The organism is Micromonospora chaiyaphumensis (assembly GCF_900091435.1).
In the GTDB taxonomy this organism is placed as follows: Bacteria; Actinomycetota; Actinomycetes; order Mycobacteriales; family Micromonosporaceae; genus Micromonospora; species Micromonospora chaiyaphumensis.
Window position 1 is genome coordinate 264,237 of sequence record NZ_FMCS01000002.1, and the last position, 12,484, is coordinate 276,720.

The window sequence follows — 12,484 nt, forward strand, 5'->3', positions numbered from 1 at the left end:
GACCGCGCTCCCCATTTATCCGCCGCCGCGGACGTGCAGCCGCGCGGCGGTGAGCAGGTTGAGCAGTTCCGCGCCCTCGCCGGGGGCGAGCGCCCGGAACGCCGGGGACACCAGCCGGTCGGTCACCGCCTCGGCCCACAACCGCCGCCGCACGAGGGGACCCACCGGCGGGTACGGCGGCGGCCAGCCGCACGCGGCCGCCCCGGCGTCCCCCTCCGGCCCGGCCAGCACCGCCTCCAGCGGTGTCATGCCGGCGGCCCGCACGGCCAGCAGGTAGGCCCCCGCGAAGTGCTCGCGGAGCAGCAGCAGCGCGACGGCCGCCTCGGCGCCGGGCGTGGGATCGTCGACCGGCATGGCCCGCCAGGCGGCGAAGAGCGGCATGCCACTGCCCTCGGCCGCGTCGACCACCCGGCGCAGCAGCCCGGCGAGGCGGGACGTCTCCGGGGCGTCGCCCAGGTTGGTCGCGCCCCACCGGCAGCACTCGGCCAGGTTCGCGCCGGCCACCTCCAGCGGCGGGACGGTGCGCACGGCGGCGTCCCAGCCGTCGGCGACGGCCTCCGGGGCGATGAAGCCGAGCGCGGCGGCGACGGTCTCGGCGCGGACGTCGCCCAGCGCGCCGGCCCGGCCGGTGATGTAGAAGGCCCAGCCGGAGATGCCGAGCAGGCGGGCCCGGCGCAGCGTCGACGGGCAGCGGGAGAACGCCTCCCCGAGCTCCAGCACCAGCGGCTTGCTGGCCGCGGCGACCTGCTCGGGGGTCATCGGCGGCCCCCCACCGTCCGTCCACCGTGCGCATTCATCACGGTCAGTCTGCCTCGTGACCACCCTCGGCGGCATCCTCCTCTTCGGCGTCCAGCGCCTCCAAGGCGGCCTCCACCTCACCCGTGCGCCGGCGGGCCGCGGTGAGCGACCGCTCCGCGCCGCGGCGGGCCAGCTTGGCCCGGCTCAGCTCCTGCTCGGCCACGGCCCGCCGGCGTTCCAGCTCGGCCAGTTCGGTCTCGATGCGGTCCAGCGTCGCCACGCCGTCCCGTTCCGCCTCGGTGGCCCCGGTCAGCTCCGCCTCGGCCCGGTCCTGGTCCTCCCGGGCCTTCGCCAGCTCGCGTTCCACGGCCCGGCGGCGTTTCGCCCGCTCGGCCCGGGCCGCCCGTTCGGCGGCCCGCTGGTCGCGCGTCCGCCGGTCCTCGGCCCGCTCGGCCGCCCGGTCGGGTACGGCGGGCTCCTCCTCGCCACCACCGGTGACCAGCCGCAGCTGCGGCCGGGGCACCTCCCCGAAGCCGGCGTAGTGGGTGGCCCGCAGCAGCCGGCCGGCGCGGACCTGCTCGGCCACCTCGGTGTCGGAGAGCGCGGCGTTCAACGTCGCCTCGACCTCACCGAGCGGCAGCTTCCCGACCGGCGGGGCGGCCGGCTCGGCGGCGGCCAGCCTGCGTACCTCGGCGACCAGCGCGCCCACGACGGCCCGGCGCTGCGCGGAGAGCTCACGGAGCTTGCCGCCGCGCAGGTCCCGCTGCGCCGAGCGGAGCGACTCGGCGAGCTGGGCCAGGTCGGCGACCAGCTCGGGCCGGCGGATCGCGAGCAGGTTGACCAGCCAGGCCGCGACAGTCGGCCGGCGGAGCTTGCCGATCTCCCGGGCGCCCTTCGGGTCACCGGCCTGGCGCGCCTCGGCGACCGCGGCGTCCCGGGCCGCGACGAACCGGTCCGGCGGCGTCGCGTAGAGCCGCTGGACCAGGTCGGGGGGTGGACCGGCCATCCGCGCTCAGGCGTCGATCCGGGTGCCCGGTTCCAGGCGCCGGTACTCGGTCTTCGACAGCGCGGTGTACTGCCGGTCGAGGACACCGAAGCCGTTGTCGTTGAGCAGCGCGTCGTGCAGAGCGAACGCCCGCCGCGGGGCGACCGCCCGGATGAAGTCGACCACCTCGGAGAACTTCGACCAGGGCGCGTGGATCGGCGCGAAGAGGGTGTCGACCTGGACCTCGTCGGGGACGACGAGCGCGTCGCCCGGGTGGTAGACGACGTCGTTGATGAGGTAGCCCAGGTTCGGGACGACGGGGATGTCCGGGTGGATGACCGCGTGCTGACCGCCGTAGGCGCGGACCGCCACCCCGGCCGCGGTGAACGACTCGCCGGGCGTGACCACGGTCAGCGCCTCGGCGGCGTCACCGAGGACCCCGGCGAGTGAACCCGGCCCGTACACCCGGGCCGGTCGCCGGGACAGCGCCCGGTTCAGCTTCTCGGCGTCCACATGGTCCGGGTGCTCGTGGGTGATGAGCACCGCGTCCGCCCCGTCCAGCGCCGCCGGATCGCTGAAGACTCCGGGGTCCACGACCAGCACTCCCCCGTCGTGCTCCAGCCGTACGCAGGAGTGGGCGTACTTGGTGAGCTGCATCGTGACTCCTCGATTATCGAATCGTGACGTCCTCAGCGCAGTCTGCCGGAACCGGCGCGGTGTCGCGTCGCGTCCGACGTATCGGTCCCGCAGCGGGGCCGTCGAAGGATCGGAGCGCGGACATGAGGATACGGGACAGCCGCCGCCGGGGCCGGGCGCTCGCGGCGGCCGGGCTGCTGGTGGTGCTGGCCGCCGGGGCGTGCAGCTCGGACGGTGGGGGCACCGACAACACGGGCTCGGCCGCGCAGCCGCCGGCGGTGGCGGGCGGGGACGTGGCGGGTGGGGCGGCGGACCGGGACCAGGCCGCGCCGGAGAAGGCGCAACCCGGTGCGGGTGGCGCGGACCTGCGGGTCGACCAGCGGGCGATCATCTACACCGGAACGCTCCAGGTGCGGGTGGACGACGTGGAGCGGGCGGCCCGTGAGGCGAGCACGGCGGTGACGGCGGCCGGTGGCTTCATCGGCGGCGACCAGCGCAACAGCGACTCGGCGGACGCCCGGGCCGAGCTGACCCTGCGGGTGCCGGCCGAGCGGTTCACGACCGTGCTGGAGGCGCTGACCCGGCTGGGCGAGCAGGAACGGCGCGAGGTGCGGACCGAGGACGTCACCGAGGAGACCGTCGACCTGGACGCCCGGATCGCCACCCAGCGGGCGCGGGTGGACAGCGCCCGGCGGCTGCTGGCGCGGGCCACCTCGATCAACGACCTGGTCACGCTGGAGAACGAGGTGGGCCGCCGGGAGGCGGACCTCGCCTCGCTGGAGGCGAAGAAGCGGCGGCTCGACGACCTGACCGCGCTCTCCACCATCACGGTGACCTTCCTCGGCCCGCAGGCCGCGGCCGTCGAGGAGGACGAGGAGCTCGGCTTCCTGGCCGGGTTGCGCGGCGGCTGGTCGGCGTTCCTGGGCACGTTGCGGGTGGCGCTCACCGTGCTGGGTGCGGTGCTGCCGTTCGTGGTGGCGATCGGCGTGCCGGTGGCGCTCGCGCTGGCCCTGGCCCGCCGGCGCGGTCGCCGTACGCCCCCGGGTGCGCCGGCGGCGCCGGACGGCCCGGTGCCTAGCGGGCCGCCGCCAGTGCCCGCAGCGCGGTCTGGACCATGAGGCGTACGCCCACCGGGATGGCGCGCTCGTCCACGTCGAACGAGGCCCGGTGCAGGTCCACGTTGGGCCCGTTCCGGCCGACGCCGAGGCGGGCGAGCGCGCCGGGCACGTGCTCCAGATACCAGGAGAAGTCCTCGCCGCCCATGCTCTGCGGGGTCTCCGCGATGCCCTCCGGCCCGAGCGCTGCGGCGGTGGCGGCGGTGAGCACGCCGATGGCCCGGGCGTCGTTGGTGACCGGCGGCCGGCCGCGCAGGTACTCCAGGTCGACGGTGGCGCCGGTGGGCGCGAGGACGTCCCGCACCACCTGGGCCACGATCTTCGGGGCTTGGTCCCAGGTGTCCCGGTCCATCACCCGCAGGGTGCCGGCGGCGCAGGCCTCGGAGGGGATGACGTTGTAGCGGGTGCCGGCCGAGGCGTGGCCGAACACCAGCAGCAGCCCGCTGTTGGCCGGCACCCGGCGGCTGACCAGGGTCGGCACCTCGGTGACCAGCCGGCCGAGCGCGTCGACCAGGTCGACGGTCAGGTGCGGGCGGGCGGTGTGCCCGCCGGGGCCGGTGAGCCGGACGGTGACGTTGTCGGCGGCCGCGGTGATCGGGCCGACCCGGAGGCCGACCTTGCCGACCGGCAGGTTCGGGTCGCAGTGCACCGCGAAGATCTGCACCACGTCGTCCAGGCCGCCGGCCTCGATGACCTCCAGCGAGCCGCAGGGCAGGATCTCCTCGGCGGGCTGGAAGATGAGCCGCACGCGGCCGTCGAGCTGGCCGAGGTCGGCGAGCTGGGCGAGCAGCATGCCCACGCCGAGCATCACGGTGGTGTGCACGTCGTGCCCGCAGGCGTGGCAGACGCCGTCGACGGTCGACCGGTACGGCACGTCCTTCGGGTCGCTCAGCGGCAGCGCGTCGATGTCGGCGCGGAGCGCGATCACCGGGCCGTCCGGGCGCCCGTCGATGTCGCAGATGACGCCGTTGCCCTTGGGCAGCAGGCGCGGCTTCAGCCCGGCAAGGGAAAGCTCGCGGTGCACCAGGGCGGCCGTCTCGAACTCCTCGCCCGACAGCTCCGGGTGGGAGTGGATGTGACGGCGGGTGGCGATGAGGCCGGGTACGCGCAGCGCGAGCAGATGGTCGAGCTCGAGGGGCAGGGGCTGGGACCCGGTCGGCGCCTCCGGCCAGGACGACGCCAGCTGGCTGCCGGACGGCAGCGTCAACGCACTCGTCACGTCGAATTCTCGATCACTAGAGATGGATGGATCATCGGGGAGAACAGCAGACAGCCTAGACCTCCGGCGGTGACGCTGCGCAACATCTTTCGCGTAGCGGTCGGACCGCGCAGCGTCACGAATGCCCTGGTGAGAGGGCCCGAATATCTGCGGGACAGCAGGTAGATCGCGGTCGAACGCCGTCATCTGCCCCACACCTCCTACAACGCGTAACCGATTCAACGGTCACCAAATACCGGGCCGTCGTTCCGAATTGTCGCATTAGTCGCGACAATTAACTGCCGCTCGGGCGATTGCGCGACACGGACGGAGGTCGGACGACTCCTGACGGTGACATGCCGCCCCCGAGTGCGACCGCACACGCTGTCCGTCCGGTTCCCCGACCCGGTTACCCGCAATCCCGATCCGCACACGCGGGACGGCTCCGGCCACGCTGCCCGACGGTCGGCGGAGCGGCGCCCGGGCGGCGTCGCCCGGGGAGGATCCGCGCCGAGCCGTCACCGCCCCCACCGCGTGTGGGGAGACCCTCGACTGTACGCCGTCTGTGGGGCGTACGCCCAGGTCAGAGGCCGTCGGGAACGCGACGGCGGCCCGCGCCGGACACCCTGCGGGGTGCTGGCGGGGCCGCCGTCAGCAGGTCAGAACCGGTCGCTCGGCCGGTAGATCCCCCACACGTCGCGCAGCGTCCCGCACACCTCTCCGACGGTGGCCCGGACACGCAGGGCCTCCCGCATCGGGTAGAGCACGTTGGCGTCGCCCTCGGCCGCGGCCCGCAGCTCGGCCAGCGCGCGCTCGACCGTCCCGGAGTCCCGCTGGGCCCGCAGCTTGGCCAGCCGCTCCGCCTGGCCGACCTCGATGGCCGGGTCCACCCGCAGCGGCTCGTACGGCTCCTCCTCGTCGATCTGGAACCGGTTGAGCCCGACCACCACCCGCTCACCCGAGTCGATCTCCTGGGCGATCCGGTACGCGGACTGCTCGATCTCCCGCTTCTGGAAGCCGGCCTCGATGGCGTCGACCGCCGAACCGTGGTCGAAGACCCGCTGCATCAGCTCGTCGGCGGCCGTCTCCAGCTCGGCGGTCATCGCCTCCACCACGTACGACCCGGCGAACGGGTCGACGGTGGCGGTCAGGTCCGTCTCGTACGCCAGCACCTGCTGCGTGCGCAGGGCCAGCCGGGCCGCCTTCTCGGTGGGCAGCGCGATCGCCTCGTCGAAGCTGTTGGTGTGCAGCGACTGGGTGCCGCCGAGCACCGCGCCGAGGCCCTGCACCGCCACCCGCACCAGGTTCACCTCCGGCTGCTGGGCGGTGAGCTGCACGCCCGCGGTCTGGGTGTGGAACCGCAGCATCATCGACTTCGGGTTCTTCGCCCCGAACTCGTCCCGCATGAGCCGGGCCCAGATGCGCCGGGCCGCCCGGAACTTCGCGACCTCCTCCAGCAGCGTCGTGCGGGCCACGAAGAAGAACGACAGCCGGGGCGCGAAGTCGTCGACGGCCAGCCCGGCGGCGAGCGCCGCCCGGACGTACTCCACACCGTTGGCCAGCGTGAACGCGATCTCCTGCGCGGGCGACGCCCCGGCCTCGGCCATGTGGTAGCCGGAGATGGAGATCGTGTTCCACTTCGGCACCTCGGCGCGGCAGTACGCGAAGGTGTCGGCGACCAGCCGCAGGGACGGCTTCGGCGGGAAGATGTACGTGCCCCGGGCGATGTACTCCTTCAGGATGTCGTTCTGGATGGTGCCGTTGAGCGCCGAGCCCGGCACCCCGGACTCCTCCGCCACGAGCTGGTAGAGCAGGAGCAGCACCGAGCCGGGCGCGTTGATGGTCATCGAGGTGGAGACCTTGTCCAGCGGGATGCCGTCGAAGAGCGTCCGCATGTCCTCGATGGAGTCGATGGCCACACCGACCTTGCCCACCTCGCCGTGCGCGATCGGGTCGTCGGAGTCGTACCCCATCTGGGTGGGCAGGTCGAAGGCGACGGAGAGGCCCATGGTGCCGGCGCGCAGCAGCTGGTGGTAGCGGGCGTTGCTCTCCGTGGCGGTGCCGAAGCCGGCGTACTGCCGCATCGTCCACGGCCGGGAGGTGTACATCGTCGGGTAGACCCCGCGGGTGTACGGGAACTCGCCCGGGCCGCCCAGCCGGGAGTCCAGGTCCTCCGGAAGGTCGGCCGCCGTGTAGACGCCCTTGATCGGGAAACCCGACTCGCTTGACCGCGCTTCGCTCATTACCGGATGGTAGGACGCGGTCGCCGATCGTTGGGTGAGGGATACCGCACACCGCGACGGCGGGCATCGACCGGAGGTGAGTACCTGGCCACATACGGTCGAGTAGGTAAACGTCCGCCGCGTCGGGTTTCGCATCGGGCGTCGGAACCAGCAAGATAGAGGGGTTGTGTCCCAGCCCCCTCGATATCCCCCGGTGGCTTTTCTGTGACTCAGATCCCGACGTGGAGCGGCGGACCCGCAAGTCCCCCCACTGGACGCGCAGCACCCGGCACCACCATCGGTGGTCGCTACTCGCTGCGGTCGCCGGTGGGCAACGGCGGCATGGGCACGGTCTGGCGTGCGACAGACACCCTGCTGCGTCGCGACGTGGCGGTGAAGGAGGTCGTCCTCCCGCCGGGGCTCGCCCCCAGCGACCGCGACGCGCTGTACGAGCGGACCCTCCGCGAGGCCCGCGCCGCCGCCGCGATCCAGCACCCCGCCGTGGTCCAGGTCTACGACGTGGTCACCGAGGGTGGCCGCCCGTGGATCGTGATGGAACTGCTGGACGCGCGCAGCCTGGCCGACATGGTGATCGAGGACGGGCCGGTCGCACCCCGCGCGGTCGCCAAGATCGGCATCGCCCTGCTCGGCGCGCTGGAGGTCGCCCACGCCATCGGCGTGCTCCACCGCGACGTCAAGCCGGCCAACGTGCTGATCTGCACCGACGGCCGGTGCGTGCTGACCGACTTCGGCGTGGCCCGGATGCCCACCGACGTGCAGCTCACCACGCCCGGCATGGTGCTCGGCTCGCCGCACTTCATCTCCCCCGAGCGGGCCATGGGCCAGGATTTCGGCCCGCCCAGCGACCTCTTCTCGCTCGGCGTGACGCTCTACACCGCCGTGGAGGGGCGCCCCCCGTTCGACAAGGGCGACCCGATCGAGACCATGCACGCGGTGGTCGAGGACCCGCCGGCCACCCCGCAGCGCAGCGGCCCGCTGACCCGCGTGCTGATGGGCCTGCTGGAGAAGGACCCGGCCCGCCGGCTGGACGTGCACACCTCCCGGGGCATGCTGCGCGAGCTGCTCGCCGGCCCGCTGACCAGCACCGCCACGGCGGTCAACTCGGTCACCGACCCGTACGCCGTGGTGCCCGTGCAGCGACCGGCGACGCCGCCGGCGATCATCACCCCCGAGCCGAAGCCGAGCGGCCAGATCGGCGGCCGGGCCATGATCGCGCCCGGCGAGTCGCTGACCGACCGGCTCGCCGCGCTGCGCCGCGGGGAGCGGCCGGAGTCCGCGGCGGCCGGTGGCGCCGCGCTCGACGAGACCAGCGCCGACGCGCTGGCCGGCCCGCTGCACACCCCGACCGGGGCGATGTCCGCTTCCGGCGTGGCCCCGGAGGCCACCCAGCGCATCTCACCCGACGCCACCCAGCGGCTCGGCCACACCGCGGCGCCGGACGCCACCCAGCGGGTGCCCGGCCACCCCGACGCCACCCAGCCGGTCTACGGCCGGGGCGCCGAGGCCACCCAGCCGGTGTACGGCGGCAACCAGTGGTCGGTGCCGGGCACCGGCCAGCCGTGGACGACACCCCCGGGCGCCGCGCCGGCCGGCGGCGGCACGCTCGGCCGGGCCAAGGGTGCCGGTGGCCAGCTCGTCAGCCGGGTGAAGGGGTGGCCGCGCAAGGTCCAGCTCGCCGCCGCCGGTGGCGTGGCCGTGCTGCTCCTGGTCACCGTGATCGCGCTGACCAGCGGCGGCGACGACGCGCCGCCGCCGATCGTGGGCGCGCTGCCCTCGTCGTCGGCCGAGGCCCCGCCGGTGGAGATGCAGGCGCAGTCGGTCAAGGGCGTCAACATCCAGGTGCCGAAGGGCTGGCAGCGGCAGACGGGCGGCCTCTACGTCGACTTCGTCGACCCGGAGGACAGCGGCCGCAAGGTCCGGGTCATCGCCGAGGAGTGGAGCGGCACCTCGGTCAGCTGGGCGGAGTTCGCCTCGCGGAACCTGAAGAAGAACAGCGCCAAGAGCAAGAACTGCCCCGCGCCGTACACCGAGCTGGCGATCTCGGAACCGCAGCTGGCCGGCCAGGCGGCGGCACAGCTCGAATACACCTGCGGCGAGGGCGACACCATGCGGCACGGTGTCTGGCGTGGCCTGGTGAAGGACGGGAAGGTCTACTCGTTCTACCTGTCCTCGACCGACGCCAAGTTCGCCGAGAGCAAGCCCATCTTCGAGGCGATGGCGCGCTCGTTCCAGCTCACCGGAGCCAACTGAGTCGAGGCCGACGGCCGGTGGTGATCCGCCGCCATGCTTTCATGAGGCAATGGCGGCGGACACCACTGACCTTGACGACCTTCGCGCCCGGGCCGAGCGCTGGCTCGACGACGACCCCGACCCGGCCGACCGGGAGGAGTTGCGTGCCGTCCTCGCCGGGCTGCCGGGCAGCGCGCCCGAGCTGGCCGACCGGTTCGCCGGTCCGCTGACCTTCGGCACCGCCGGGCTGCGCGGCCCGCTGCGCGCCGGCCCGAACGGCATGAACCTCGCCGTGGTCACCCAGGCCGCCGCCGGGCTGGTCGGCTGGCTCGCGGCCCAGGGCGGCGAGGGCCCGCTGGTGATCGGGTACGACGCCCGGCGCGGCTCGCGCGCCTTCGCCGAGCGCACCGCCCAGGTGGCCACCGGCGCGGGTCGCCAGGCCCTGCTGCTGCCCCGCCCGCTGCCCACCCCGGTGCTGGCCTTCGCGGTGCGGCACCTCGGGGCGGTGGCCGGCGTGATGGTGACGGCCAGCCACAACCCGCCGCAGGACAACGGCTACAAGGTCTACCTGGGCGCACAGCTCGGTGGTGGGCTGGGCGCCGGCGCGCAGATCGTGCCGCCGGCCGACGCCGGCATCGAGGCGGCCATCCGGGCGGTCGGCCCGCTGGCCGAGGTGCCGCTCGGCCCGCCCGGCCAGGTGCTCGGCGACGACCTGGTCACCGGATACGTGGAGCGGGCCGCCGCGGTGGTCGACCCGGCCGGCCCGCGGGACCTGAAGGTGGCGTACACGCCGTTGCACGGGGTGGGCGCCGCGGTGCTGACCGCCGCGTTCGCGCGCGCCGGCTTCGCGACGCCCGGCGTGGTGCCCGAGCAGGCCGAGCCGGACCCGGCCTTCCCGACGGTCAACTTCCCCAACCCGGAGGAGCCCGGCGCGGTCGACAAGCTGGTGGCGCTGGCCGGCACCACCGGCGCGGACATCGCCATCGCCAACGATCCCGACGCGGACCGGTGCGCCGTGGCCGTGCCGGCGGACGGAAGCTGGCGGATGCTGCGCGGCGACGAGGTGGGCGCGCTGCTCGCCGACCACCTGATGCGGCGCGGGGTGACCGGCCTCTACGCCACCACGATCGTCTCCTCGACCCTGCTGCGGGCCATGGCCGCGGCCCGCGGCCTGCCCTACGACGAGACGCTGACCGGGTTCAAGTGGATCGTCCGGGCGGGTGGCGGCCGGGAGCCGCTGGTCTTCGGCTACGAGGAGGCGCTCGGCTACTGCGTCGCACCGGAGCACGTCCGGGACAAGGACGGCATCACCGCCGCGCTGACCGTGGCCGAGCTGGCCGCCGGCCTGAAGGCGGAGGGCCGGACGCTGACCGACCGGCTGGACGAGCTGGCCGCCGAGTTCGGCGTGCACCACACCGACCAGCTCTCGGTCCGGGTGGACGACCTGCGCCTGATCGCCGAGATGATGACCCGGATCCGGGGGGCCACCCCGGCCGCGCTGCTCGGGCACCCGGTCACCGAGGTGTCCGACCTGCTCCCCGAATCGGACGTGGTGATCCTGCGCACCGACGCCGCCCGGGTGGTGATCCGCCCCTCCGGCACCGAGCCGAAGCTCAAGGCGTACCTGGAGGTCGTGGAGCCGGTGCGGGACGGCGACGTCCCGGCGGCCCGCCACCGTGCCCAGGCGGCGGTGACGGAACTCCGCGGCGAGATCGCCGCAGCCCTCGGCATCTGACCCGCGCCCCCGGCCGCGCCCACGGTGATCATGAAGTTGGCGGCGGGGAAAGCGATTCCCGACGCCGCCAACTTCATGATCGACCGATGAGGTCGGGCGGTCAGGGGCGCTTGCCCAGGGCGGCGTCCACCGCTTCGGCCAGGGCGGCGATGACCAGGCTCACCGACGGGCGGACGACGCTGTCGTCGAGGCTCACCGTGCCGGAGAAGCCGGCGCCGGCGGCGATCTCGTCCAGGCGCTTGCCGGCGTCGCCGGCCGCGGCGCCGGTCAGGCCGAGCGCCGGCTCCATCCGCAACACCGCGACAAGGGTGGCGAGCGCGGCGGTCCGCTCGTCGGGGAGCTGCCCGCCGGTCAGCGCGTCGGCCAGCCGCTGCCGGATGTCGGCCTCCACCGAGGCGTCCGCCACCGGGTAGCGGTGCACGTGGATGAAGCCCAGCTCGGTCTCGTCGACGTCGCGGACCACGCCCCGGCCGCAGAGGTCGCCGAGGATCCGGTCACGCAGGCCGTGCCGCAGCCGCTGCACCCACGACGACGGGGTGTGCGGGGTGTCGGCGGCGATCCGGGCGAGGACCTCGTCGGCGATCGGCTCGCCCGTCGGGGCCGGGTCGAGGACCGCCAGGTTCCCGTCGGCGTACGCGATCCGGCCGGCCAGGGCCAGCTCGACCAGCACCGCGGCGGCCATGCCCAGGTCCAGGCTGATCCGCGGCATGGTCGCCTTGCCGGTTTCGTCGTCGTAGGCGAGCAGCAGCAGCTCTTCGGCGAGCGCAACACCAGTCATGGCCCGAGACGGTAGCGGCTGGGCGCACACCGCGCACGGACTCGCCGGGTCCGGTGTCGGGGCGGCCCGCCGGCGCTGCCGGCGGGCCGGTCCGGGTCAGAAGCGGGGCATGCCGCCGAACTGGCGGTCCCCGGCGTCGCCGAGGCCCGGGACGATGAACATGCGGTCGTTGAGGCCCTCGTCGATCGACGCGGTGACCAGGCGCAACGGCAGCCCGGACCGCTCCAGCCGCTCGATGCCGACCGGCGCGGCCAGCACGCACAGCACGGTGATGTCGGTGCAGCCGCGGTCGGCGAGCAGCCGGCAGCAGTGCTCCAGCGAACCACCGGTGGCCAGCATCGGGTCGAGCACCAGCACCGGCAGGCCGGCGAGGTCCCGGGGCAGCGACTCCATGTACGCGCGCGGCTCGTACGTCTGCTCGTCGCGGGCCAGGCCGACGAAGCCCATCGACGACTCGGGCAGCAGGCCGAGCGCGGCGTCGGCCATGCCGAGACCGGCCCGCAGCACGGGCACCAGCAGCGGCGGGTTCGCCAGCCGGGTGCCCTCGGTGGCGGTGACCGGGGTCTGGATCGAGTACTTCTCGACGGGGAACGAGCGCGCGGCCTCGTACACCAGCATGGTGGTGAGTTCGTGCAGCGCGGCCCGGAACGACGCCGAGTCGGTCCGGGCGTCCCGCATGGCGGTCAGCCGCGCCTGGGCGAGCGGGTGGTCAATGACGTGTACGTCCACGATCGCTCAACCTACCGGTCCCGGGGCGGGCGCAGGGCGGGTGCGGTCCGACCAGCGACCCGGCTCACGTGCCGCCGGCCCGCCGTGACCAAGATCAC

10 protein-coding genes are annotated in these 12,484 nt (G+C 74.2%); 3 read left to right on the top strand and 7 right to left on the bottom strand.

Annotated features, from left to right (window positions below; translation table 11 throughout):
- Nucleotides 1-15: 15 nt before the first annotated feature.
- Genes GA0070214_RS06980 through GA0070214_RS06990 form a run of 3 tightly spaced genes read right to left on the bottom strand, consistent with a single transcriptional unit; the run spans nucleotide 16 to nucleotide 2,380 of the window.
- Entirely contained in the window at nucleotides 16-759 is a 744-nt protein-coding gene (locus GA0070214_RS06980; RefSeq protein WP_091260431.1) for an SCO6745 family protein, read from the bottom strand.
- A gap of 43 nt (nucleotides 760-802) precedes the next feature.
- Nucleotides 803-1,744, bottom strand: coding sequence for a hypothetical protein (locus GA0070214_RS06985; protein WP_091260433.1), 942 nt, complete (start codon nucleotides 1,742-1,744; stop codon nucleotides 803-805).
- Nucleotides 1,745-1,750: 6 nt separating this feature from the next.
- Nucleotides 1,751-2,380, bottom strand: a complete 630-nt coding sequence (locus GA0070214_RS06990; protein ID WP_091260436.1) for an MBL fold metallo-hydrolase — start codon at nucleotides 2,378-2,380, stop codon at nucleotides 1,751-1,753.
- A gap of 122 nt (nucleotides 2,381-2,502) precedes the next feature.
- On the opposite strand from GA0070214_RS06990, the gene GA0070214_RS06995 reads away from it, so the two are divergent.
- On the top strand, nucleotides 2,503-3,477 hold the full coding sequence (locus GA0070214_RS06995; protein ID WP_208602670.1) for a DUF4349 domain-containing protein: 975 nt from the start codon (nucleotides 2,503-2,505) through the stop codon (nucleotides 3,475-3,477).
- Here GA0070214_RS06995 and GA0070214_RS07000 read toward each other — a convergent pair.
- A complete protein-coding gene (locus tag GA0070214_RS07000) occupies nucleotides 3,434-4,693 on the bottom strand; it encodes an amidohydrolase (RefSeq protein ID WP_091260439.1) in 1,260 nt (419 codons plus the stop codon). The genes GA0070214_RS06995 and GA0070214_RS07000 overlap by 44 nt on opposite strands.
- A 638-nt stretch (nucleotides 4,694-5,331) precedes the next feature.
- Nucleotides 5,332-6,915 (bottom strand): acyl-CoA mutase large subunit family protein, encoded by a 1,584-nt coding sequence (locus GA0070214_RS07005; protein WP_091260441.1) that lies wholly within the window; start codon nucleotides 6,913-6,915, stop codon nucleotides 5,332-5,334.
- Between the two features lie 204 nt (nucleotides 6,916-7,119).
- Here GA0070214_RS07005 and GA0070214_RS07010 point away from each other — a divergent pair, with 204 nt between their 5' ends.
- Both GA0070214_RS07010 and GA0070214_RS07015 read left to right on the top strand, forming a co-directional pair.
- The gene (locus tag GA0070214_RS07010; RefSeq protein ID WP_091260443.1) at nucleotides 7,120-9,165 is read left to right on the top strand and encodes a serine/threonine-protein kinase; all 2,046 of its coding nucleotides are present in this window, start codon (nucleotides 7,120-7,122) and stop codon (nucleotides 9,163-9,165) included.
- 49 nt (nucleotides 9,166-9,214) lie between these two features.
- Nucleotides 9,215-10,879 carry a phospho-sugar mutase gene (locus GA0070214_RS07015; RefSeq protein WP_091260446.1) on the top strand — a complete coding sequence of 555 codons (1,665 nt, stop codon included), beginning with the start codon at nucleotides 9,215-9,217 and terminating at the stop codon, nucleotides 10,877-10,879.
- Nucleotides 10,880-10,979: 100 nt separating this feature from the next.
- Here GA0070214_RS07015 and GA0070214_RS07020 read toward each other — a convergent pair whose 3' ends face one another.
- Together GA0070214_RS07020 and upp are read right to left on the bottom strand one after the other, a co-directional pair.
- Nucleotides 10,980-11,657, bottom strand: coding sequence for a GOLPH3/VPS74 family protein (locus GA0070214_RS07020; protein ID WP_091260450.1), 678 nt, complete (start codon nucleotides 11,655-11,657; stop codon nucleotides 10,980-10,982).
- Between the two features lie 96 nt (nucleotides 11,658-11,753).
- Nucleotides 11,754-12,386 (bottom strand): uracil phosphoribosyltransferase, encoded by a 633-nt coding sequence (gene upp, locus GA0070214_RS07025; RefSeq protein WP_091260452.1) that lies wholly within the window; start codon nucleotides 12,384-12,386, stop codon nucleotides 11,754-11,756.
- Nucleotides 12,387-12,484: the final 98 nt, after the last annotated feature.